The following is a 23423-nucleotide window of genomic DNA, read 5'->3' as shown; positions in this document are numbered from 1 at the left end:
GCTTAACCGATCGGTGTTACCTTAACGGCGGTTTTTTTATGCCTGCGACGAGCGGATAAAAAAATCCCCGGACAGGTCCGGGGAAAGTTCACAGCTTGAAATACGACAATTGCAGCGGCACTTCTCTCTCACTTCCCACTTACACTCACTTCACCGTCAACTCACCCGCCGACACGCGGATGGGCAAACTCTTCACAGCTCATACTCAAGAAACAGCAGCCGGTCAAAGAACAACGACCAGGCCTGATCGAATACACCACGGACACGGAACCCTTTGTTCAGATAAATTTGGCTGGCCTCACTGCTTTGCCATACACACAGCACAATGTTTTTCGCCTGGTGCCGATCAGCCTGCTGCTTTATCAGGGCGAACATCGGGTTAAAATGCCCCTGTCCGCGAAACTGGCTTTCAATCGCCAGGCTACAGATAAAATAATCATCCTCAGTGCACAGGCTTTGCACAAAGTGATCGTAAGCCTCATCAAGCGGCTTCAGTTCATCGCGGTAGTGGTAATCCGCTTTTACGCCATACAGCTCACTGACAGTAGCCGCATTGAAAAAGCCGACAAACGTCCCGCGCCGATCGTAAGCCACCGTGATCAGATCCAGATAAGGCTCGATATTTTGTGCCTGCTGTACCGACACCAGATCCAGCCCGGCCCGGTTGCCAACAGAACAGTACTCCAGGTAGCTGGTACTAAAAATCAGCTTCGCCATGCGGGTTTTATCTGTTTCACTCGCCTGCCGCCCCGGTAGAAAATGTAATGATCTCCCCGGCTCCGACAACACCGCATCCCCCTCTCCTGTGGTCTGGCACCAGTAACTACCCGCCGTAATCTGCCGCCGGTTATCGGCGATCAGGTATTCTCCAAACAGTTGATTTACCCGATCAAGCTGGCGGTCATGGGAAAGCACGGAATAATAGTGGTAATGGTCGATATCGGAACGGATCTGCGCTGGATAGGCCATACGCGGCACTTCATCGACGGTAAATATTTCCGCATGGCGTGCCAGATCCAAGGGTTGTTCAAGCCGCCAATCCACCTGCTCCAAACGGCTGACACATTGCAGATAACTGCGCTGTTCTTCCTGTGACAGCGGTAACCGTTCATCGGTGATCACATCCTCCAACAGGCGCATGCCACGGACTCCGCAGGTGACCGCCTGCGGGTCAGCGTTATACAGGACACCGTAATCCCGGCAGAAGCGATCATGACTGAGGAACGTACAGCCTATATAGCGACTCCACAGTTGATAAAAGGGATCAAACAGTTTCCGTTCATAAATCGAATTCTTTTTCGGGACTTCGCCACTTTCCGCCGCATAGATCTGATCCAACCCCGCCAGCATCTGGCACAGCGAGATATCCCCCTTGCGGCTGATGATCATGCCGGTTTCATCGAGAAACAGATTCAGCCAGCTGACGTGGCTGACCTCGCCCCCAGCCAGAAACTGAAGATAATCTGGCAGTTCAGGCTTAATCAAAAACAGCGTCGCCGACCGGTGGGGTATGGTATCGATATCCATGTACAGCCCCCCCATCTCGATCAAAATCAGAAAGCGGAAGTAGTCGGAAAGCGTGGCGTAATAGCGCTTATCATGCAGTTGATGGATAAAGCCCAGGTTGTCGCCGACCCTTTTTTGCGCCAGTTCGCTCAGTGAATGCACCTGCAGGCGATGATTACCGGCATCATACTCCCCCAGGTAGCCACCTTTTCTCACCGGTACGGGGATGAAATACGCATCCCTTGCCAGTTGCTGCGCGTCCCAAACCCACAACATGCCGACCCAGTCAGTCGTCTCGGCGCTAGCCACCGCCTGCTGCGCGTCGCCCCACTGGGAAATAACCTCTCTGGCATCGTCAGGGATAGCGCCCCCCAGCCAGATTCGGTGCAGCCGTTTTTCACTCGCTGCCAGCGGGCGGGTAGGAACGCAAAAGAGTGAAGAACAGCGGGCGGCATCGAATAAATGCCCATGTGCCGCCAGCCATTCGCGCAGTTGAGTGACCCCACGCTGATAGCTTTCCAGCAGCGCCGGTGAAGTCTGGCGCTGATATTTTACGAACTCAAACTTCAGGTCGTGGATCCGTGCCTCGTATTCGGCTCGAAACAGATCGTCTCGCAGAGCGCCAAAATGCCCGTTGTTAAGCTTCATCGGAGGCCATCCTTATCGATGACAGCGGTACCGAAGAGCCATAACCCTGCGGATTTTTGCTCTGCCAGGACCAGGCATCGCCCACCATTTTTTCCAGACTGCGTTTGGCTTGCCAGCCCAATTTCTCTGCCGCCAGCGACGGATCGGACCAACACTCGGCTATATCTCCCGCTCGTCGGGGGTTAAATTGATAGGCGATTTTGAACCCGCAGGCACGTTCAAAGGCCCGAATAATCTCCAGAACCGAGTAGCCTTTACCGGTGCCCAGGTTATAGACATTAAAACCGGGTTGCAGGTTATCCAGCGCCTTCAAATGCCCTTCGGCCAGGTCCATCACGTGAATATAATCTCGTACCCCGGTACCATCGCTGGTGGGATAGTCGTTGCCATACACCGGCAACACCGCGAGTTTGCCAATAGCCACCTGCGCCAGATAAGCCAGAAGATTATTGGGAATGCCGGCGGGATCCTCACCAATCAAGCCAGACTCATGCGCGCCGGCCGGATTAAAGTAACGCAGCGCGGTAATCGCCATCTGCGGTGCCGTGGAGGCAAACTCCGCCAGGATCTGCTCGACAATCAGTTTGGAGGTTCCGTAGGGGTTGGTGGTCTGCCCAACGCGACAGTTCTCCGTCAGTGGGGTATATTCCGCCGGCCCATAGACGGTGGCCGAAGAGCTGAAAATAAATTGCTTAACGCCGGCATGGCGCATTCTGTCCAGTACGATCAATGAGCCGGAGATATTATTTTGATAATACCTCAACGGTTCTTCGGTAGATTCCCTGACCGACTTCAATCCCGCAAGATGAATAACCGCATGAATATCATGCTGGCGGAATATATGATCCAGCAAATGATGTTGCTGGATATCTCCCTGATAAAAAATCACTTTTTTACCGGTCAAGCGTTCCACCCGAAACAAAGACTCTGGCGAGCTATTGGACAGGTTGTCCAGTACGACAACTTCCTCCCCCCTTTCCAACAGCGCCAACACCGTATGCGAGCCGATATAACCGGCGCCGCCCGTCACCAATATAGCCATCATATATCCTTGTTTGTGTTTAAAATAAACGACTCACTCAGAAACCACCTAAACTTCCCGGGTCTTAAAACCGACAGGTAAAGCAATACAAAGCAGTAATATGGCTAACAGATAAACGGAGGAATGTGGCCCGTACTCGGTCAGGATCCCTTGTAATATTCCGGCCAGGATCACGCCGGTAGAAATGCTGTTGGTGAATAACGTGGTGGCCATACCCGCCCGTTCCGGCATTAAATCCTGGAAATACAGCATGCCGACGGTGGCAATAATGCCGATAAAAATGGCGTTAAACAGCTGCAAGGCCAGTAACCCGGTGGTCGAGGTAAACCACAGCATCCCGGCATAAAACACGATGCCGGCCACCATGGCCCCCGCCATCATCAGGCGCTTGCCCACTCGGTTTACGTAACGTCCCACCAGGATCATGATGGGGATTTCGATTGCGGCGGCGATGCCCATCATCCAGCCGGTCAGACTTTGCGGCAAACCCAGCTCGGCCGTGATATACAGCGGCACATCAATCAGATACATCGCGCTGCAGGTCCACATCAATACCGAGGCGAAAAACAGCAGGCTAATGTCTTTATCGAAGACTGTTTTTTGCTGTATGGCGACGTCATCGCCCACCACGGGGCGAGCGACCTCGGGCAATATCCACCAGGCCAGCAGTGTGACCAGCAGAAATATGCCGGCGGCAAAAATAAACATCGCCGTGAAGCCATAATTCACCACCAGCATAAAAGCCAACGGCGGACCAAAAACCCAGGCCAAAGAAAGTTGGGCGCGCATGATGGCGCTGAACATAGCGACGTTTTGCGATGAACGCTCCCCGTACTCTCGTGCCAGAGCGAATAATTGCGGTATCGCCGTATTGGCAATGGCGGTTAACAGCACGCCCGCCGTAATTAACGTCAGGTAATTGCGATTAAAAGCAAATAACAGACAGTTCCCTGCCGCCAATAAATAACAGATTAAAATCAAATAGCGCCGGTCACGCTGGCGATCTGATTTTTTCGCCAATAAAAAACTGACAATAATGCCGACCCCGGCGTTAACCGCATAAAAAAAACCGACCCATAATGACGACACCCGCACCTCGGTGGTGAGGAACAGGCTTAGGGTCGGTATTTGCAGTGCCCCGGCAATCCCGGAAAAAAAAGCAACGACCATAAAGGTCAGCCGTATCGAATTCATCTCTGATTACCGTCGGTCGCTGCTGTTAACCATCAATAACGGCCCGCCTGCAAACAGACGGGCCGTGGCTCAGGGATTACACTTTCTCGGCGCGGCTATAGCGTTTGCCGTCTGGGCTGACCGCACGGATCAGCACCTCACCGGTGACGCCAGGCTTGGCTTTGGCATCGTAACGCTGCCATTGCTTGCCACCGTCGGTGGAATACTCAATGCCCAGACCCGGCAACGAGATATTGGCCTCCAGTTTGCCCCCCATCACGCGGGCACCCGGCACTGGCAACCGATAACTCACGCCGCCCTTGTCCAGTTTCGCCAACTCTCGCTGGCCGAGGATATTGGCAAAACGCAGCCAGTCCCGATCCAGTTTTTGGCTGTCGATAAAGTGGGTTTCGCCACCTTTATATTCCCGACCCACCTTATAATCCTGCTCCCAATCCGCCCGATGCCATGCGCGCTCAGCCACTGACAAGGAACGCGGGAAGATCATGTACTCCATTTGATCGTCAGTGCGCTGAGTTTCACTCCACATCTGGGCGGAGATACCGTAAGCACCCGGCCACGGCTTGTCGCTCTTGGCGGTAAAGTGATTGCCATCGCGATCAACCGAAGTTTCGGCGTTCTGCGGCAGGTTGTTCGGGGCAAAGCTGAACATCTTCTGTTCGTCGCTGAAACGGGTGCCCCAGTAGTAACCGCGCTCGTCCGGGTTCACCTCATACGGGAAGTCCATGTAAACGTAATCCGGGTTGGAAAGGATCACTTCGTAACCTTTATTCGCCCAGTCGTTGGCGCTATCAAAACCGCCCCAATACAGCGTATCCCAGAAGTTAACTCCAACCCGTTGAGTGGCGAAGGCCTTGGCATTTTTCGCGTCTTTCAGGCCGTCCTGCCAGGCCTGCATTCTGTCGATGCCATGCGCTTTCACCAGTTGACTGACTTCCACACCAAAGTAGCTTGGCAGATGTTCCATATCGGCGACTTTGCCGTCTTTGATCATCTTTTGGCAGACCTGGGACTTCGCCCATGGCTTGTCTTCTTTGCTCTGATCGATAATGCCTTTGCCTGCTTCGGGCTTGGCCTGATCGGTATAGCCGGCACCCAAACGAATATTTTTCGCTTCGTCGCCGCCAAAGTGCCAGGTGCGCAACGGTTGCCCGGCCTCTTTGTGCATCTGGGCAATTTCGCCGATCACCTTGTCAACAAAGCGCTTGGACGAATCCAGGCATGGGTTAAGGTAACTTTGTCGATTGAAGTACTGCACCGAGGTGGTATTGGAGGTATCGGTCGGATCCACCAGGCGGAACTCATTGGCCTGCTGCTCTTTACCAGCGGCATGCAGCTTTTTATAGCGCGCCTCCATCGAGACCACGGCAGCGCGGGCATGTGCCGGCATATCGATTTCCGGGATCACTTCAATCTGGCGCGCCTGAGCGTATTTAATGATCTCGATGTAATCCTGACGCGAGAAGAACCCGCCATACACCTCTGGCCCCTGTCCGTACTGTGGCAACAGGCAGGTGGTTTCGCTCAGATCGTGGCAACGCTGGCCCCCGACTTCAGTCAGTTCAGGCAGGCCTGGAATGGCAATACGCCAACCTTCGTCGTCACTCAGATGGAAGTGGAATTTATTGAGCTTGTAAGCCGCCATTTGGTCGAGCAGGCGCAGTACCGCATCTTTATGATGGAAGTTACGCGCCACGTCGAGGAAGATGCCGCGATACTGGAAACGCGGTGCATCTTTGGCGTCGAGGGTAGCGATTTTAGCGCTGCCGTCTGTAGGTACCAGCGACAGAATGGACTGCAGGCCATAGAACACCCCGGCCTGATCGAAGCCAATCACCCGCGTTTCTTTATTGCCAATCTTCAACTCATAGGCTCCCGGCACCGCCAGCTCACCTTTGAATTTACCCGGCTGAATATCGGTTTTGACAGGGTAGCCCGCCGCGTTATGGCTTACGCCCAACAGTGCAAAACGTTGGGTCGCCGCGTCCGCCGCCGGTTTGGACAACGCGCTCAGTTCCAGCGCAACGCCGTTGCTCAGATCCACATCTTGCGGATGCACTTTTACCTGCAGTGGCGTCGGTACAATCTGGCCGCGCAGCGAGGCTGCAGGCAAGGTTTTCAACTCGGCGTTTTTGGTAAAGCGGGAAGCCGGCGTCATCAGGATGTTGTTATCATCCTTAATGCGTTTCCACTGGTCGCCGGTAAAGGGCGTCACAAACTGGTTCAAATCTTCGGTATCGGTGTTGACCAGAATTTTTGGCTTGGCATCACCCGAAGCGGCGTACCAACGGGGGACAAAGTCGGTTTTAAACAGCTGCCAATATTCGGCAATAATCGGGATTTCAACCGTTTGACCAGCCGGGAAGCCGGTAAATTTATCGGTCGGCTCCAGTTTGTACAGGTCGCCGGTCAGGTGAGTTATTTTGAACTGATCATTATCCACCCTCATGGTTTGACGGGCGCTGTGGAAGTAAATCGCCCAGTCGTGACCTTTAATCTCCTGATGATCGTTGGTCAGACTGATCAATACCTTGTTGCAGGCTGCCCAGTCGGCTCCCAATTTACCGCAATCCAGGCCGCTGTCGGCAGCCCGGTTATCGACCATTTTCAAATTCAATTTTAGCTGGCTCAGTTGATCCACCAGCGGCTGATTGGCCAACGCATTCCCCGCGCTACCAAATAATCCAACGGTTGCCGTTAATGCAGCAAGCGTACTTAATTTGAATTTGTTCATTTTTAGCATCATCCTTAATTATTGTTATCGTGGATCTCTTTCCAAATCTGACCACACTTGGCGTCGTAGGCCTGACCGTTACCGCTGTGAACTGCCTGAATGCAGTTCTGATAATCCATCACTCGCACCGTTTCTTTCTCGGCGAACTGCTGGTGCTGCTTCTCTTGTTTCAGCACGTTCAGTACCGCCTGGCACGACTGCAATTTTTCCGGTGAACCTTCTGCGGTATTAATGCAGGCGCTGTAGGCCTGTTTCAGTTTGGCATCTTCCGGCGGTGCGGCGGGCTGCACACAGGCACTCAGCGTGACTGCCGCGGCTAACATCAGCATGATTTTTTTCATCAATATTTTCCCTTTAAGTGTCCCCGGCGCAGCCGCCGGGGAACGCATCAGAAGATGGTAAATGGCGCGATAACCATAAACTTGACGTCTTTCTCGTCCTGGAAGATGTTGCCGTAACCACCGCCCCAGCTTGGGATGTTGGTGTGGTTGTCATACTGGGTGTAGTGCAGTTTCAGCAAGGTGCCTTTGGCACGGCCTTCCTGAATGGTGTACATCGCGTCCAGGCTCCAGGCACTCTCTTTCAGGCGCTGGCTCTGGTCATACATCGGGTTGGTGCTCGGCTTGGCATCCCAGGCGTAAACGTAAGAACCGCCAACCGCCATACCCGGCAGGTTCCAGTTGCTCAGGTCATACATCACCCCGGCGTAAACCGCTTTTTCGCCATTGGCGTTGAAGTCGGAACGGTTATCCCACCAGACGTCGAGGCGACCGTTGGAAGAGGCGTAGGTTGGGGTCATGCGTTGCAGGAAGTAGCCCTGATTACCTTCAGCCTTGACCATGGTGCCTTCCAGACGCCAGTTGAACTGGCCGGTGGTGTAACCAAAGGTCAGCGCCTGCAGCCAGGCCAGGCCGTCGTAAATGCTGTTGGGGTCGTTCTTGTCGCTGATGCGGTCTTCAGTGCCGTAGAACTGATAACTGGTGGTCAGTGGATTGCCTACCAGATCAAACTTGTAAGACGCCTTGGTGAAGTATTGATTCACATAGCCCTGGGCCTGGCCGAAAGCCGCTTCCAGTACCAAATCATTTTTGAAGTCATACTTGGCACCCAGAGAGTGAAGATAGGAGACGCCGGTTTTTTTGTCGTTCTGGCGGAAGTCGTCCATCTCGATATGCCATGGTGCTTTGTACTTATTGGTCCACATGTAGGAGAAGCTCAACTCACCGGCATCACCGTAGTCAAACTTGGCTCCGGCCTCTGCCCCTTGATAGGTACCGGGCATAAAGCTCCAGTGTGGTGCCAGCAGGGTTTGTCCGCTTGGCTGGATATAACCGCCGCGCGCCCAGACAGGGCCATACTTGAATTTAGCCGCGGCTTTGTACAGGCTGATGCCGCCTTTATCGCCGGAATAGTCTTCATCATAGGTACGGTTTTTGGAAGAGAACGCAATTTCATTCGGGTGGCCGCTGGCGCTGGACTCGGCCAGCTCAATGGCGGTAAAGGCTCCGACGTCCACACCAAACATGTCCCAGGCATAGCCCGAAGCAAAATCCAGGCTCAGGTTGGCGGTCGAGTGCGACAGGTTGGTCGTGTATTCATTGTAATCGTCACTGGTCGGATTGAGATCTTTACGGTCACGCTCACGCTGCCAGTAATACACACCGCCGGTCATCGTGGAATCATCGATAAATCCTGCGGCTTTCGCCTCAGGGGCCATGGCAAACCCTGTTCCCAACAGCGCACCCGCGACTGCGAGCGCCAGCGTTTTACGCTGAGCACCGTGCGTACCCATAATGAAATTCCTCTTTGACTTAACTTTAAAAGTTGCAGTCGCCCGTGTTCACCACTGCCCTGCACGACCGCTAATAAAAAACCCAATCGGGTAAAAAAATATTGCTGACGGGCTCAAACCCCACAGCACTTATTGCTACAGACAGACTATTTTTCGCGACGCGAATTATCAAATGAATTATGAGAGAGATTTGTCAAAGTATGACAAAGAGCACATATCGATGAGATTATGTTACGTGGCTATGCAAAGAGGCTGTCGAATAAAAAATTCAATAAAATCAGAATAATTATTGATACAAGGTCAATCAGAGACGATTAATGGTTTCAGCTTAATCAAAAAAGTCAGTGAGAAGAAAAAATATGAGAGCGCTCTCTAAATGACATTAATTCGCATCGCGAATATATAAGGTGATGTTATATGACTGCTGATTTTTATCAAGAAATTGCTGGTACAACCGCCTGATTAAAATTTAAAAATAGATTGAGGAATTAAAAGCTTTAACGGGAGAGAAAACGGGGCTGGCAGGCATAAAAAAAGCGCAACCGAAGTTGCGCTTTATCGCGTTAGCTAACGATCAGCACTCAGGCACCAATTTTAGCCCAGGTATCACGCAGGCCCACGGTGCGGTTAAACACCAGGTGCTCAGCGGAAGAGTCACGGCTGTCAGCGCAGAAATAGCCTTCACGTTCGAACTGGTAGGCTTTTTCCGGCTGTGCAACTGCCAGGCTTGGCTCCACAAAGCCGTGCTTGATCACCAGCGATTCCGGGTTGATGGTGGTGAGGAAATCCTCTGCCGCCGCTGGGTTTGGTACGCTGAACAGGCGATCGTACAGGCGGATTTCAGCCGGTAACGCGTGCTCGACAGAAACCCAGTGGATCACGCCCTTAACCTTACGGCCATCAGCAGGATCCTTGCTCAACGTTTCTGGATCGTAGCTGCAGAAGATAGTGGTAATTTCACCTTCAGCGTCTTTCTCAATGCGTTCCGCCTTGATCACGTAAGCATTGCGCAGGCGAACTTCTTTGCCCAGAACCAGACGCTTGTACTGCTTGTTGGCTTCTTCACGGAAGTCGGCGCGATCGATATAAATCTCACGGCTGAACGGCACTTCGCGGCTGCCCATTTCCGGCTTGTTCGGGTGGTTAGGCATGGTCACCATTTCCACGCCGGTGGTCAGGTTTTCGATGATCACCTTCACCGGATCCAGCACGGCCATCGCGCGCGGTGCGTTCTCGTTCAGATCCTCACGAATACAGGCCTCAAGCGCCATCATTTCGACGTTGTTGTCCTGCTTGGTCACGCCGATACGCTGGCAGAACTCGCGGATGGATGCTGCGGTATAGCCACGGCGACGCAGACCGGAGACGGTCGGCATACGCGGGTCATCCCAGCCTTCAACGATGTTCTCGGTCACCAACTGGTTCAGCTTGCGCTTCGACATGATGGCGTACTCGAGATTCAGGCGCGAGAACTCGTACTGACGCGGATGACAAGGGATGGTGATGTTATCCAGCACCCAGTCATACAGACGGCGGTTGTCCTGGAACTCCAGCGTACACAGCGAATGGGTGATCCCTTCCAGCGCATCGGAAATGCAGTGGGTGAAATCGTACATCGGGTAGATGCACCACTTGTTGCCGGTCTGATGGTGTTCAGCGAATTTGATACGGTACAGCACCGGATCGCGCATCACGATAAAGGATGAAGCCATGTCAATTTTGGCACGCAGGCAAGCGGTACCTTCGGCGAATTCGCCGTTGCGCATTTTCTCAAACAGCGCCAGGTTCTCTTCCACGCTACGACCACGGTACGGGCTGTCTTTGCCCGGAGCCGTCAGGCTGCCGCGATATTCACGGATCTGCTCAGGCGACAGCTCGTCGACGTAGGCCAGGCCTTTGTTGATCAGCTCCACCGCATAGTTGTGCAGTTGATCGAAGTAATCTGAGGAGTAACGGACGTTGCCGCTCCACTCAAAGCCCAGCCACTCCACGTCGTGTTTGATCGACTCAACGAACTCGATGTCTTCTTTCACCGGATTGGTGTCATCAAAACGCAGGTTACATTGACCCTGGTAATCGCGAGCGATGCCGAAATTCAGACAGATGGATTTAGCATGGCCGATATGCAGATAGCCATTTGGCTCCGGCGGGAAACGGGTATGGACTGACGTGTGTTTCCCGGACGCCAGATCTTCATCGACGATCTGACGGATAAAATTGGTTGGGCGGGCTTCAGCCTCACTCATTTCATTATTCCTCAATGCAAAGCGCTACACATAACCGCCTATGATCCAACAAGCCACGCCCGGAAACAACCGTTTGTTTCACGAAAAATGCGCAACGTTGCACCGCGAGAGACCACAGCACCATGAGGGGGCAAACTTTGCCCATAAAAAAGCGGGAAGAGATTACTCTCTTCCCGCCAAAGGTAGGGTGCGTTCCGTCATGACTCGTTAAACACCCCGGGTACTACTCAGGTAAAACAGTTTATTTCTGGATCTCAAACAATTTGGTCTGGCCGGCAACCACAGAACCGGTGGCCAGCGCCGTCAGACCGGCATAATCGTCAGAGTTACTGACCACTACCGGGCTGATCATCGAGCGGGCATTGGCGTTCAGGAATTCCAGATCCAGTTCAAGGATTGGCTGGCCGGCTTTCACCTCAGCACCCTCTTCAACCAGACGCTTGAAGCCCTGACCGTTCAACGCAACGGTGTCGATCCCCATGTGCACCACAATTTCCGCACCCTTGTCGGTTTCCAGACAGAACGCGTGGTTGGTGTTGAAGATTTTCACGATGGTGCCGTCTGCCGGTGCTACCACGATTTTGTCGGTCGGGCGGATCGCCAGACCATCACCCACCGCTTTGCTGGCAAAGGCTTCGTCAGGAACCTGTTCCAACGCCACCACTTCACCGGTAACCGGGGCCACCAGCGACTCGAAGGCGACCTTCGGCGCATTAGGCACGGCCTGCGATTTTACTGCGCTCACGCCGGCTGCCGGCGCCACTTCTGCCGCAGGAACCGGGCCGGTCGCAATCACCGCACGCATACCGTCGGCAATGGCTTCAGCTTTAGAACCCACAATCACCTGAACGGTTTGTTTGTTCAGTTTCACTACGCCGGAAGCACCCAGGCGCTTACAGCTGGCATCGAGCACTTTGGAAGAGTCTTTAACCGTCAGACGTAAACGGGTGATACAGGCATCAATGCCGGTCAGGTTGTCAGAACCGCCGATGGCACCAATATAGCTGCGAGACAATGTGCGCAAGCCTTCATCGGTATTGCTGTTGGCTTCAGGCGCGACAACATCGTCAGACGCATCTTCACGGCCCGGCGTTTTCAGGTTGAAGGCACGAATAATGACCGAGAACAGCACGAAGTACACCGCAAAGGCGACCAGGCCCATCAGGACCAGCATCCAGACGTTCTTGCTGGCGGCCGGCAAGTTGTACATCAACACATAGTCGATGGCCCCCGCAGAGAACGAGAACCCGGCGTGAATGCCCAGCAAGGTGGCTACAAACAGGCTGATACCGGTCAAAATGGCATGGACCAGATACAGCAGCGGAGCCAGGAACATGAACAGGAATTCAAGCGGCTCGGTCACACCGGTCAGGAAAGCCGTCAGGGCAACGGACAGCAGCATACCGCCAACCATTGGGCGACGTTCTTTCGGCGCAGCGAAATACATGGCCAGTGCCGCACCCGGCAGACCAAACATCATGATCGGGAAGAAGCCGGACATGAACATCCCGGCAGTGCCGTCACCCGCGTAGAAGCGGTTGATGTCGCCGTGGAAGATGGTACCGGCAGCGTTGGTGAACTCACCAATCTGGAACCAGGCAATGGTGTTCAGCACCTGATGCAAGCCGGTTGGGATCAGCAGACGGTTAACGAAACCGAAAATACCGGAACCGATAGCGCCCATGGACACAATCCATTCACCGCCTGCATGAATAGCATTCTGCACCGGCGGCCAGATATAACCAAAGACGGCGGCCAGGATTAAACAGAAAAAGCCGGTAGCGATAGGGACAAAACGCTTACCGCCGAAGAAGGAGAGGAACTCGGGCAGTTTGATGCCGGACCAACGGTTATAGACCGCACCGCCCACCAGGCCGGTAATGATACCCGCCAACACACCCATATTGATCGCCGGGTTAATGGTGACCATTGCTTTGGTCAGAATGAAGTAACCCACCGCGCCTGCCAATGCGGCCGAACCGGCATTGTCTTTCGACCAGGTTGCCGCCACACCGATAGCAAAGATTAACGCCAGGTTATCGAAGATTGATCCACCGGCCTGTGCGATAAACGAAATATTGAGTAAGTCAGGCTGGCCGAAGCGTAGCAAAAGCGCCGCAACGGGCAGTACTGCGATTGGCAGTTGCAACGACCTGCCCAATCTTTGGAAAAAGCCGAGTATGTTCACCTTAGTATTCCCCCTAATGCCCTTTTATGGGCTTTATCATATTTTACGCAAGCGCCATCACACACTGCGATTAACTCTGGACGAACGACAACACGTGGAGTGTAAAAAAATTATTTCGTATCGCAAATTAAAACCTCCTTTTTTGTGATTTATATCACCAAAAAGCAGTCTTAAGCTGCCACATTGCTAGCCATCACACAAAACTTATTTTATCATTAAAAAAATCATCGGACCTGACGCATCACGTGAGAATCATAAAGCTGGGTTACGCTTAAGGCTCTCGTTCAGGCTCGAACCAGTATAGCTTTAGTTTACTTACCCCAAGAGGTGTTAGATGAGACTTATCCCACTGAAAGATACTGCACAAGTCGGCAAATGGGCCGCCCGCCATATCGTCCAGCGCATCAACGCATTCAAGCCTACTGCGGAGCGTCCGTTTGTTCTCGGCCTGCCCACCGGCGGGACTCCACTGGAAGCCTACAAACATCTGATTGCGATGCACAAAGCAGGTGAAGTAAGCTTTAAGCATGTGGTGACTTTCAACATGGATGAATACGTTGGCCTGCCGCAGGAACACCCGGAAAGCTATCATACCTTCATGTACCGTAATTTCTTTGATCACGTTGATATCCCAAGTGAAAATATCAACCTGTTGAATGGTAATGCGCCGGACGTTGACGCCGAGTGCCGCCAGTACGAAGCGAAAATCAAATCCTACGGCAAGATCAACCTGTTTATGGGTGGCGTTGGCATCGACGGTCATATCGCGTTTAACGAACCGGCTTCATCTTTGGCCTCTCGGACTCGCATCAAAACCTTGACTGAAGATACCCGTATCGCCAACTCCCGCTTCTTCGGCGGTGATGTCAGCCTGGTACCCAAGTTTGCCCTGACCGTCGGTGTAGGTACGCTGCTCGACGCAGAAGAAGTGATGATTCTGGTGACCGGCCACGCCAAGGCACAGGCGCTGGAAGCCGCAGTGGAAGGCAACATCAACCACATGTGGACCATCAGTTGCCTGCAGTTGCATGCCAAGGCCGTTGTGGTGTGCGATGAGCCATCCACCATGGAACTGAAAGTCAAAACCGTTAAATATTTCCGCGAGTTAGAAGCGGAAAGCGTTAAGAGTCTTTAATTCTTGCAGGGGGCTACGATGTTCGCTTTAACCCACGGCCGTATTTATACCGGCCACGACGTACTTGACGACCATGCAGTTGTTATCGCTGATGGGCTGATTGAACGAGTCTGCCCGCTGGCTGAACTGCCGGCCGGCATTGAAACGCGCGATCTGGGTGGCGCTATCCTGGCCCCCGGTTTGATCGACGTGCAGCTTAACGGCTGTGGCGGCGTGCAATTTAACGATTCGCTGGAAGCCATTTCGGAACAGACGCTGGAGATCATGCAGCGCGCCAACGAAAAATCCGGCTGTACCAGCTATCTGCCGACGCTGATCACCAGCAGCGACGAATTTATGAAGCACAGCATCGAAGTGATGCGCGCTTATCTGAAAAAACACCCAAATCAGGCGCTTGGCCTGCATCTGGAAGGGCCGTACCTCAGCCCACTGAAGAAAGGCACCCATAACCCGGCGTTTATCCGCAAACCGACCAGCGAGATGATCGACTATCTGTGCGCCAATGCCGATGTGATCACCAAGGTCACGCTGGCGCCGGAAATGGTGGAGCCCCACTTTATCAAGCAATTGACCGAGGCCGGCATTGTGGTGTCCGCCGGGCACTCGAATGCGACTTACGATCAGGCCCGTATCGGTTTTGCCGCCGGTATCACCTTCGCCACTCACCTGTACAACGCCATGCCATATATCACCGGGCGTGAACCGGGGCTGATGGGGGCGATTTTCGACACGCCTGAGGTCTATACCGGCATTATCGCCGACGGCCATCACGTGGCCTGGGCGAGTATCCGTAACGCCAAGCGCATGAAAGGTGATAAATTGGTGCTGGTCACCGACGCCACCGCGCCGGCAGGTGCCGATATCGACCAATTTATTTTTGCCGGTAAAACAATATACTATCGTGATGGGCTGTGCGTGGACGAAAACGGCACCCTGAGCGGCTCAGCGCTGACCATGATTGACGCGTTAAAAAACAGCGTTGAGCACGTCGGTATTGCGTTGGACGAAGCACTGCGCATGGCAACGCTGTATCCGGCGCGCGCTATCGGCGTGGACCACCGTTTAGGCACTATCGAAGCCGGTAAAGTGGCGAACCTGACCGCATTTACCCGTGATTTTAATATCACCAAGACGCTCGTTAACGGTAACGAGGTTTAATTTAATGAATAGCGAGTAAAATTATTGATGAGTACTGGCGGACAGGCACAGATAGGGAACGTTGACTTAGTCAAGCAACTCAACGGCGCGGCGGTTTACCGTCTGATCGACCAACAAGGGCCGATCTCGCGCATTCAAATTGCCGAACTGAGCCAGCTAGCACCCGCCAGCGTCACTAAAATTACTCGCCAGCTGTTGGAGCGCGGGCTGATCAAAGAAGTCGATCAGCAAGCCTCTACCGGCGGCCGCCGCGCCATTTCCATTGTCTCCGAAACCCGGAATTTCCACACCGTGGCCGTGCGCCTCGGTCGGCACGATGCCACCATCACCCTGTACGACATGAGCGGAAAATCGCTCGGTGAAGAACACTACCCGCTGCCGGAACGCACCCAGGAAACACTGGAAAACGCGTTGTTTATCGCCATTGCCCAATTTATCGAAAACTATCAGCGCAAGCTGCGTGAGTTGATCGCCATCTCGGTGATCCTGCCCGGTCTGGTTGACCCGGCGCTGGGTGTAGTGCGTTATATGCCCCATATCAGCGTCAACAACTGGGCGCTGGTAGACAACCTGCAGCAGCGTTTTAACGTCACCAGCTTTGTCGGCCACGATATCCGCAGCCTGGCGCTGGCGGAGCATTATTTTGGCGCCACCCGCGACTGCGAAGATTCTATTCTGGTGCGTCTGCACCGCGGCACCGGTGCCGGTATTATCGTTAACGGCCAGATTTTCCTCGGCAACAACGGCAACGTCGGTGAAATCGGTCATATTCAGATCGACCCGCTGGGCGAGCGCTGCCACTGCGGCAACTTCGGCTGCCTGGAAACCGTCGCCGCCAACGCTGCGATTGAACACCGCGTGCGCCAGTTACTGACCCAGGGCTATCCCAGCAAGCTGACCCTCGACGATTGCAGCATCGCTGCCATCTGCAAAGCCGCCAACCGCGGCGACCTGCTGGCCAGCGAAGTGATCGAACACGTTGGCCGCTACCTCGGCAAGGCGGTGGCTATCGCCATCAACCTGTTTAATCCGCAGAAAGTGGTGATCGCCGGTGAAATTACCGAGGCAGAAAAAGTACTGCTGCCGGCAATCCAAAGCTGCATCAATACCCAGGTGTTGAAAGACTTCCGCAAAAATCTGCCGGTGGTCACCTCCGAACTCAATCATCGCTCGGCGATCGGCGCTTTCGCCCTGGCCAAGCGGGCGATGCTAAACGGCGTGCTATTACAGCGATTGCTGGAAAGCTGATCCGCCGCTTCAGGCAGGTGTGCTATCTTCGCGTTTTGCCTGCCGCAAATCATGAGAAACAGCAACAATGACAATCAAAAACGTTATATGTGATATCGACGGCGTGCTGCTGCATGACAACACGCCGGTTCCCGGCGCCGATCTTTTCCTGGCACGCATTCAGGAACAGGGCATGCCGCTGGTGGTGCTGACCAACTATCCATCGCAGACTGCGCAGGATCTGGCGAACCGCTTCTCCGCTGCCGGGCTCGAAGTGCCGGAAAGCGCGTTTTATACCTCTGCCATGGCCACCGCCGATTTCCTGCGCCGTCAGGAAGGTAAAAAAGCCTATGTGGTCGGCGAAGGCGCACTGATTCACGAGCTGTATAAAGCCGGTTTCACCATTACCGATATCAACCCTGACTTCGTGATTGTCGGCGAAACCCGCTCCTACAACTGGGACATGATGCACAAGGCCGCCTACTTCGTGAACAACGGCGCGCGCTTTATTGCCACCAACCCGGATACCCACGGCCATGGTTTTGTCCCGGCCTGTGGCGCGCTGTGTGCCCCGATCGAAAAGATCACCGGCCGCAAGCCGTTTTACGTGGGCAAGCCAAGCCCATGGATCATCCGCGCTGCGCTGAACAAAATGCAGGGGCACTCAGAAGAAACGGTGATCGTCGGTGATAACCTGCGCACTGATATCCTGGCGGGCTTCCAGGCCGGTCTGGAGACCGTATTGGTACTGTCTGGTGTCTCAACGCTGAACGATGTAGAAACCATGCCGTTCCGCCCGAGCTATATCTTCCCTTCGGTTGCCGATATCAATATTTTCTAATGCCTGCGGTGGCCATCACGGCCACCTTTTAATATCGCCAGATTGAATTTAATTTATTATTGGTCAATAAAGGTTTCACCCCAGCCTCGTTAAAAACCCGCACTATATATTTACACCCCGCCAATAATAAACCTTGGCGGTCAGTGGAAATAATCTTACCTACCCTAACGAGGTTACCATGAGCACCAATAATATTATCAATGCACAAGCAGCAGATGACGCCGCCATCATGCCGGACATGACCAATAAAAAAATCATGATGGGTTTTTGGCACAACTGGGCCGCCGGTGCCAGTGACGGTTATCAGCAAGGGCAATTCGCCAATATGAACCTGACCGACATCCCGGCCGAATATAACGTGGTGGCAGTGGCGTTTATGAAAGGCGACGGTATTCCCACCTTCAAACCTTACAACCTGTCCGATACCGAGTTCCGCCGCCAGGTCGGCGTGCTGAACAGTCAGGGCCGTGCCGTGCTGATTTCACTGGGTGGTGCAGACGCGCATATCGAATTGAAAACCGGCGACGAAGACAAACTGGCTAATGAGATTATCCGCCTGGTGGAAACCTACGGCTTCGACGGGTTGGATATCGATCTGGAGCAGGCGGCCATCGGCGCAGCCAATAATAAAACCGTTTTGCCGGCCGCACTGAAAAAAGTAAAGGCGCATTATTCCGCCGAAGGCAAAAATTTTATTGTCAGCATGGCACCAGAATTCCCTTATTTACGCACCAACGGTACTTACCTGGATTATATTACCGCGCTCGAAGGCTATTACGATTTTATCGCGCCGCAATATTATAACCAGGGCGGTGACGGCATCTGGGTTGATGAAGCCAATGGCGGTAAAGGCGCCTGGATCACCCAGAATAACGACGCCATGAAAGAAGACTTCCTGTATTACCTGACCGAAAGCCTGGTCACCGGCACCCGTGGTTATACCAAAATCCCGTCGGCCAAATTTGTTATTGGTCTGCCAACCAACAATGACGCTGCCGCCACCGGTTATGTAGTCGATAAAATGGCGGTCTATAACGCCTTTGCTCGTCTCGATGCCAAGGGTCTGTCGATCAAAGGCCTGATGACCTGGTCAGTTAACTGGGACAACGGCAAAAGCAAAGCTGGCGTAGCTTATAACTGGGAGTTCAAAACTCGTTACGCCGCGCTGATCCAGGGGGGTGTAACACCACCGCCGGGAAAGCCTGATGCGCCGACGGCATTGAACGCCACCGCGATCGCCTCAACGTCGTTGACGTTAAACTGGGCGGCCGCCAGCAGCGTCAATCCTGTTAGCCAATATACGGTTTACCGTAACGGCAGCGCGATCGGCCAGACCGGCGGCCTGTCGCTACAAGACAGCGGCCTGGCACCGGCGACTCAGTACAGTTACTTTGTCACGGCCACCGACAACCAGGGCAATACCTCGCTGCCGAGCAGTGCGCTGGCGGTGAAAACGGCTGACGGCGGTACACCACCCGATCCGAGCCCAAGCGAGTGGCAGAACAACCACAGCTATAAAGCCGGTGATGTAGTGACCTATAAAGGCAAGAAATACACCTGCCTTCAGGCCCACACCTCTAACGCGGGCTGGACGCCAGATGCAGCCTTCACCCTGTGGCAGTTGACCGCCTGATAGTCTGCAATGAGTTGCCGGTAAAATTCTCCGGCAACTCATCTATTCGTCAAAAAATTACATATCCGTCAATTTAAACCGCCATTAACTGAATATCCGCTAATTTTCGATCGACCCCAAACAACTATTTTTCAGCGCAGCGCTAAAACGCTTGCATCCCCTGCCGCTTTTGACGCATTTTCATAAACACAACGCAGCAAAACCGCGCCATCGTTGATGAGCCGGCCACGCTGCCTATAACAGCAAAAACAACATCACAGTCTAAAAAAGTCGTTAGGAGAGTCGGTATATGTGTTCTATTTTCGGTGTGCTCGATCTGAAGTCTGATCCCGTTGAACTGCGTAAGAAAGCGCTGGAGCTGTCCCGTCTGATGCGCCACCGCGGCCCGGATTGGTCCGGTGTTTACGCCAGCGATAAAGCCATTCTGGTGCATGAGCGCCTGTCGATTGTCGACGTCAACAATGGTGCCCAACCGCTGTACAACGCTGCGCACACCCACGTCCTGGCGGTTAACGGTGAAATTTACAACCACCAGGCGCTGCGCCAGCAGCTGAGCGATCGCTATGAGTTCCAGACCGGTTCCGACTGTGAAGTGATCCTGGCGCTGTATCAGGAAAAAGGTACCGACTTCCTCGACGATCTGCAGGGCATGTTTGCCTTCGCTCTGTACGACTCAGAGAAAGACGCCTACCTGATTGGCCGCGACCATCTGGGTATTATCCCGCTGTACATGGGCCATGATGAATTCGGCAACCTGTATGTCGCTTCTGAAATGAAAGCGCTGGTGCCGGTTTGTCGCACCATTAAAGAATTCCCGGCGGGCAGCTACCTGTGGAGCCAGGACGGTGAGATCCGCGAATACTACCAGCGTGACTGGTTCGATTACGACGTGGTTAAAGACAACGTGACCGACGCCAACGCCCTGCGCAACGCGCTGGAAGACTCGGTAAAAAGCCACCTGATGTCCGACGTGCCTTACGGCGTGCTGCTGTCTGGTGGCCTGGACTCTTCAGTGATCTCCGCCATTACCAAAAAATACGCCGCGCGCCGTGTGGAAGATCAAGAGCGTAGCGAAGCCTGGTGGCCACAGTTGCACTCCTTCGCCGTCGGCCTGGAAGGTTCACCGGATCTGCGTGCCGCTCAGGAAGTGGCTAACCACCTGGGCACCGTGCACCATGAAATTCATTTCACCGTGCAGGAAGGCCTGGACGCCATTCGCGACGTGATTTATCACATCGAAACCTATGACGTGACTACCATTCGCGCCTCTACCCCGATGTACCTGATGTCACGCAAGATCAAGGCGATGGGCATCAAGATGGTGTTGTCTGGTGAAGGGGCCGACGAAGTGTTCGGCGGTTACCTGTACTTCCATAAGGCACCGGATGCCCGTGAGTTCCACGACGAAACCGTGCGTAAACTGCTGGCGCTGCATATGTTTGACTGTGCGCGTGCCAACAAGGCGATGTCCGCCTGGGGTGTGGAAGCCCGCGTGCCGTTCCTGGATAAAAAATTCCTCGACGTGGCAATGCGCATCAACCCGAAAGACAAAATGTGCGGCAATGGCAAAATGGAAAAACATATCCTGCGTGAATGTTTTGAGTCCTACCTGCCGGCCAGCGTGGCCTGGCGCCAGAAAGAGCAGTTCTCTGACGGTGTTGGCTACAGCTGGATCGACACGCTGAAAGAAGTCGCTGCCAAGCAGATCAGCGATCAACAGCTCGAAACTGCACGTTTCCGTTTCCCGTACAACACGCCGAGCTCCAAAGAAGGCTACCTGTATCGCGAAATCTTCGAAGAGCTGTTCCCGCTGCCAAGCGCGGCTGAATGCGTGCCTGGTGGCCCGTCAGTGGCCTGCTCTTCAGCGAAAGCCATCGAATGGGATGAGTCATTCAAAAAGATGGACGATCCTTCTGGTCGTGCAGTCGGCGTTCACCAGTCCGCCTACAAATAAGCGTCCTGCGTTTTATTCCCTGGGCGGGCCTTCGGGCCCGCCTTTTTGTTGATGTTTTCAACCATTAATTGTCTGAATTGATGATTTTATCGCCATAATGTTCACAACCCAGACAAACAACACATCCGGTCGCTTTTTCGGGAAAAAACTTGTTGACGCAAAACGGCCATATACGCATAATGCGCCCCGCAACGCCGATGAAGGTTGCGCGAAAAAAGATGGCTACGTAGCTCAGCTGGTTAGAGCACATCACTCATAATGATGGGGTCACAGGTTCAAATCCCGTCGTAGCCACCATCTTTTTTGCGGGAGTGGCGAAATTGGTAGACGCACTAGATTTAGGTTCTAGCGCCGCAAGGTGTGCGAGTTCAAGTCTCGCCTCCCGCACCATTTCTTTTCATCGAGTTGCAGGCATCAGATGGGGTATCGCCAAGCGGTAAGGCACTGGTTTTTGATACCAGCATTCCCTGGTTCGAATCCAGGTACCCCAGCCATTTTCTAAATGGTTTGATGCAGTAAGAAGAAGTTGAAAATTTGTTGATGGGGTATCGCCAAGCGGTAAGGCACTGGTTTTTGATACCAGCATTCCCTGGTTCGAATCCAGGTACCCCAGCCATCAACACTATTGACTTTTAAAGTAAAATATCGAAAATGGCTACGTAGCTCAGCTGGTTAGAGCACATCACTCATAATGATGGGGTCACAGGTTCAAATCCCGTCGTAGCCACCATATTTTACTGTTTTACAATTGGGGTGTCGCCAAGCGGTAAGGCTCTGGTTTCTGATACCAGCATACCCAGGTTCGAATCCTGGCACCCCAGCCACATTTAGAAAAGCCCGCTTCAGCGGGCTTTTTGCTGTCTGGCGTTCAGGTAAAATACGGGGTGATGAAGGCGCCGTACCCGACGCCCTATCCCGAATCCGCCGCTACAAGCCCAGTGCGTATTTCAGCGCATGTTCCTTCAGCTTGCCCGCCCGCTGGGCCGCCATCAACGCAATATTGCGTGCCACGCTTAACGGCGCCAAATTATTGCTGAAGGCGGTATAAAACAGATCCATACCGCTTTGCATCAGCAGGTTATCGGTACGGCGGCGACGCTGATAACGCATCAACACCGCTTCAGTGCTCCAGTCCTCGCCCTGTTCCCGCGCCTCACTCAATACCGCCAGCAAGGCTTCCACATCACGATAGCCCAGGTTCACCCCCTGCCCGGCCAATGGATTAATGGTATGCGCCGCGTCACCGAGCAACACCAGCCCCGGCAACACATAGCGTTGCGCATGACGGCGTGCCAGCGGGAAAGAACCGGCGGCGTGCACTTTCACCGCCCCCAGACGAGCAGGAAACGCCTCAGCGATTTCCCGCTCAAGCTGTGCCGGCGGCATCGCCTGTAACTGACGGATACGCTGCGGGCTGTCATACCACACCAGTGAAGCCCATTGATCGTACAGCGGCAGGAAAGCGCGTGGCCCGGAAGGGAAGAACTGCTGCCAGGTCACATCCTGCTGCGGCGCCCCGGTTTCGACGGTGATTAGCATGCAGGACTGGCGGTACTGCCAACCGCTGGTGCCGATGGCCGCCAGATTACGCACCTGCGAGTTGGCACCGTCAGCCCCAACCACCAGACGCGCCTGTAGCGTCTCAGAAGAGTCCAGTGTCACTTGCCAATGGTCATCATTACGTTGCAGCGAACGCAGCCTGGCGGGGCAGCAGAGCGTCAGATTGTCGCACTGCTCCAGTTGCTGCCACAGCGCCAGTTGCAGAATACGGTTTTCCACCATAAAACCCAGTTCCGGCAGGCCGAGCGAAGCGGCGTCAAACGCCACCCGTGCCGATGCCCACTCCCAGGTTTCCAACCGGCGGTAAGGTGCGGTGCGCATCGCTTGCACCACCGACCAGGCGCCGAGCTGTTTGAGTAACCCGACCGAGGTGCAGCCAATCGCGGAAATACGCAAGTCCGGCGGGCTTTGCGCATCGAACGCCTGTGGTGCCTGATGTTCCAGCAAGGCCACCGACCAACCGGCCTGCGCCAGCCCCAACGCAGCGGCCGCGCCAACCATGCCGCCACCTACCACCACCGCGTCATACCGTTTTTGAGAAGTGTTCATCAGAGTGCCTCCGGGA

General features: G+C 53.9%; 15 protein-coding genes and 6 tRNA genes. 12 read left to right on the top strand and 9 right to left on the bottom strand.

Annotated elements, in window-relative coordinates; translation table 11 throughout:
- Window positions 1-192: 192 nt before the first annotated feature.
- The 8 genes from BEI65_RS21590 to nagE form a co-directional block, all read right to left on the bottom strand.
- A complete protein-coding gene (locus BEI65_RS21590; RefSeq protein WP_099065042.1) occupies window positions 193-2154 on the bottom strand; it encodes a glycosyltransferase in 1962 nt (653 codons plus the stop codon).
- Complete coding sequence (gene galE / locus BEI65_RS21585; protein WP_099065041.1) at window positions 2144-3196, bottom strand: UDP-glucose 4-epimerase GalE; 1053 nt, start codon at window positions 3194-3196, stop codon at window positions 2144-2146. The genes BEI65_RS21590 and galE overlap by 11 nt, the downstream gene beginning before the upstream one ends.
- A gap of 48 nt (window positions 3197-3244) precedes the next feature.
- The gene (locus BEI65_RS21580) at window positions 3245-4390 is read right to left on the bottom strand and encodes an MFS transporter (protein WP_099065040.1); all 1146 of its coding nucleotides are present in this window, start codon (window positions 4388-4390) and stop codon (window positions 3245-3247) included.
- Window positions 4391-4466: 76 nt separating this feature from the next.
- Window positions 4467-7124: a beta-N-acetylhexosaminidase gene (locus BEI65_RS21575; RefSeq protein WP_099065039.1), complete on the bottom strand. Its 2658-nt coding sequence runs from the start codon at window positions 7122-7124 to the stop codon at window positions 4467-4469.
- A 14-nt stretch (window positions 7125-7138) separates the two neighbouring features.
- Window positions 7139-7465 carry a ChiQ/YbfN family lipoprotein gene (gene chiQ, locus BEI65_RS21570; RefSeq protein ID WP_099065038.1) on the bottom strand — a complete coding sequence of 109 codons (327 nt, stop codon included), beginning with the start codon at window positions 7463-7465 and terminating at the stop codon, window positions 7139-7141.
- 47 nt (window positions 7466-7512) lie between these two features.
- The gene (locus tag BEI65_RS21565; protein WP_099065037.1) at window positions 7513-8916 is read right to left on the bottom strand and encodes an OprD family outer membrane porin; all 1404 of its coding nucleotides are present in this window, start codon (window positions 8914-8916) and stop codon (window positions 7513-7515) included.
- 581 nt (window positions 8917-9497) lie between these two features.
- Window positions 9498-11162, bottom strand: a complete 1665-nt coding sequence (gene glnS / locus BEI65_RS21560) for a glutamine--tRNA ligase (RefSeq protein WP_099065036.1) — start codon at window positions 11160-11162, stop codon at window positions 9498-9500.
- Between the two features lie 241 nt (window positions 11163-11403).
- Window positions 11404-13350 carry a PTS N-acetyl glucosamine transporter subunit IIABC gene (gene nagE, locus BEI65_RS21555; protein WP_099065035.1) on the bottom strand — a complete coding sequence of 649 codons (1947 nt, stop codon included), beginning with the start codon at window positions 13348-13350 and terminating at the stop codon, window positions 11404-11406.
- A gap of 334 nt (window positions 13351-13684) precedes the next feature.
- Between nagE and nagB the strand changes: the two genes are divergently transcribed.
- The 12 genes from nagB (at window position 13685) to BEI65_RS21495 (ending at window position 22122) form a co-directional block, all read left to right on the top strand.
- The gene (gene nagB, locus BEI65_RS21550; protein WP_012005664.1) at window positions 13685-14485 is read left to right on the top strand and encodes a glucosamine-6-phosphate deaminase; all 801 of its coding nucleotides are present in this window, start codon (window positions 13685-13687) and stop codon (window positions 14483-14485) included.
- 18 nt (window positions 14486-14503) lie between these two features.
- The gene (gene nagA / locus BEI65_RS21545) at window positions 14504-15643 is read left to right on the top strand and encodes an N-acetylglucosamine-6-phosphate deacetylase (protein ID WP_085115593.1); all 1140 of its coding nucleotides are present in this window, start codon (window positions 14504-14506) and stop codon (window positions 15641-15643) included.
- A gap of 27 nt (window positions 15644-15670) precedes the next feature.
- Window positions 15671-16891 (top strand): N-acetylglucosamine repressor, encoded by a 1221-nt coding sequence (locus BEI65_RS21540; RefSeq protein WP_085115592.1) that lies wholly within the window; start codon window positions 15671-15673, stop codon window positions 16889-16891.
- 67 nt (window positions 16892-16958) lie between these two features.
- Window positions 16959-17711 (top strand): HAD-IIA family hydrolase, encoded by a 753-nt coding sequence (locus tag BEI65_RS21535; RefSeq protein WP_085115591.1) that lies wholly within the window; start codon window positions 16959-16961, stop codon window positions 17709-17711.
- A 178-nt stretch (window positions 17712-17889) separates the two neighbouring features.
- Window positions 17890-19344, top strand: coding sequence for a glycosyl hydrolase family 18 protein (locus BEI65_RS21530; RefSeq protein ID WP_099065034.1), 1455 nt, complete (start codon window positions 17890-17892; stop codon window positions 19342-19344).
- A 289-nt stretch (window positions 19345-19633) separates the two neighbouring features.
- Window positions 19634-21298, top strand: coding sequence for an asparagine synthase B (gene asnB / locus BEI65_RS21525; protein ID WP_099065033.1), 1665 nt, complete (start codon window positions 19634-19636; stop codon window positions 21296-21298).
- A 220-nt stretch (window positions 21299-21518) separates the two neighbouring features.
- A tRNA-Met gene (locus BEI65_RS21520) sits at window positions 21519-21595 on the top strand.
- A gap of 8 nt (window positions 21596-21603) precedes the next feature.
- Window positions 21604-21688, top strand: a tRNA-Leu gene (locus BEI65_RS21515).
- Window positions 21689-21717: 29 nt separating this feature from the next.
- Window positions 21718-21792, top strand: a tRNA-Gln gene (locus tag BEI65_RS21510).
- 47 nt (window positions 21793-21839) lie between these two features.
- Window positions 21840-21914: transfer RNA gene (locus tag BEI65_RS21505), tRNA-Gln, on the top strand.
- 37 nt (window positions 21915-21951) lie between these two features.
- A tRNA-Met gene (locus BEI65_RS21500) sits at window positions 21952-22028 on the top strand.
- Between the two features lie 19 nt (window positions 22029-22047).
- Window positions 22048-22122: transfer RNA gene (locus BEI65_RS21495), tRNA-Gln, on the top strand.
- A gap of 103 nt (window positions 22123-22225) precedes the next feature.
- On the opposite strand, the gene ubiF is transcribed toward BEI65_RS21495, so the two are convergent.
- Complete coding sequence (ubiF, locus tag BEI65_RS21490; RefSeq protein WP_099065032.1) at window positions 22226-23407, bottom strand: 3-demethoxyubiquinol 3-hydroxylase; 1182 nt, start codon at window positions 23405-23407, stop codon at window positions 22226-22228.
- Window positions 23408-23423: the final 16 nt, after the last annotated feature.

This window comes from Serratia sp. BW106 (assembly GCF_002607755.1).
Classification (GTDB): Bacteria; Pseudomonadota; Gammaproteobacteria; order Enterobacterales; family Enterobacteriaceae; genus Serratia; species Serratia proteamaculans.
The sequence above is the reverse complement of the archived record's forward strand: the minus strand, read 5'-3'. Positions and strand labels throughout refer to the sequence as shown.

What these genes read in the sequence shown, in the direction of transcription:
- BEI65_RS21590 (WP_099065042.1), bottom strand. Translation starts at nt 2,154, where the DNA reads ATGAAGCTTAACAACGGGCATTTTGGCGCTCTGCGAGACGATCTGTTT.
- galE (WP_099065041.1), bottom strand. Translation starts at nt 3,196, where the DNA reads ATGGCTATATTGGTGACGGGCGGCGCCGGTTATATCGGCTCGCATACG.
- BEI65_RS21580 (WP_099065040.1), bottom strand. Translation starts at nt 4,390, where the DNA reads ATGAATTCGATACGGCTGACCTTTATGGTCGTTGCTTTTTTTTCCGGG.
- BEI65_RS21575 (WP_099065039.1), bottom strand. Translation starts at nt 7,124, where the DNA reads ATGAACAAATTCAAATTAAGTACGCTTGCTGCATTAACGGCAACCGTT.
- chiQ (WP_099065038.1), bottom strand. Translation starts at nt 7,465, where the DNA reads ATGAAAAAAATCATGCTGATGTTAGCCGCGGCAGTCACGCTGAGTGCC.
- BEI65_RS21565 (WP_099065037.1), bottom strand. Translation starts at nt 8,916, where the DNA reads ATGGGTACGCACGGTGCTCAGCGTAAAACGCTGGCGCTCGCAGTCGCG.
- glnS (WP_099065036.1), bottom strand. Translation starts at nt 11,162, where the DNA reads ATGAGTGAGGCTGAAGCCCGCCCAACCAATTTTATCCGTCAGATCGTC.
- nagB (WP_012005664.1), top strand. Translation starts at nt 13,685, where the DNA reads ATGAGACTTATCCCACTGAAAGATACTGCACAAGTCGGCAAATGGGCC.
- nagA (WP_085115593.1), top strand. Translation starts at nt 14,504, where the DNA reads ATGTTCGCTTTAACCCACGGCCGTATTTATACCGGCCACGACGTACTT.
- BEI65_RS21540 (WP_085115592.1), top strand. Translation starts at nt 15,671, where the DNA reads ATGAGTACTGGCGGACAGGCACAGATAGGGAACGTTGACTTAGTCAAG.
- BEI65_RS21535 (WP_085115591.1), top strand. Translation starts at nt 16,959, where the DNA reads ATGACAATCAAAAACGTTATATGTGATATCGACGGCGTGCTGCTGCAT.
- BEI65_RS21530 (WP_099065034.1), top strand. Translation starts at nt 17,890, where the DNA reads ATGAGCACCAATAATATTATCAATGCACAAGCAGCAGATGACGCCGCC.
- asnB (WP_099065033.1), top strand. Translation starts at nt 19,634, where the DNA reads ATGTGTTCTATTTTCGGTGTGCTCGATCTGAAGTCTGATCCCGTTGAA.
- ubiF (WP_099065032.1), bottom strand. Translation starts at nt 23,407, where the DNA reads ATGAACACTTCTCAAAAACGGTATGACGCGGTGGTGGTAGGTGGCGGC.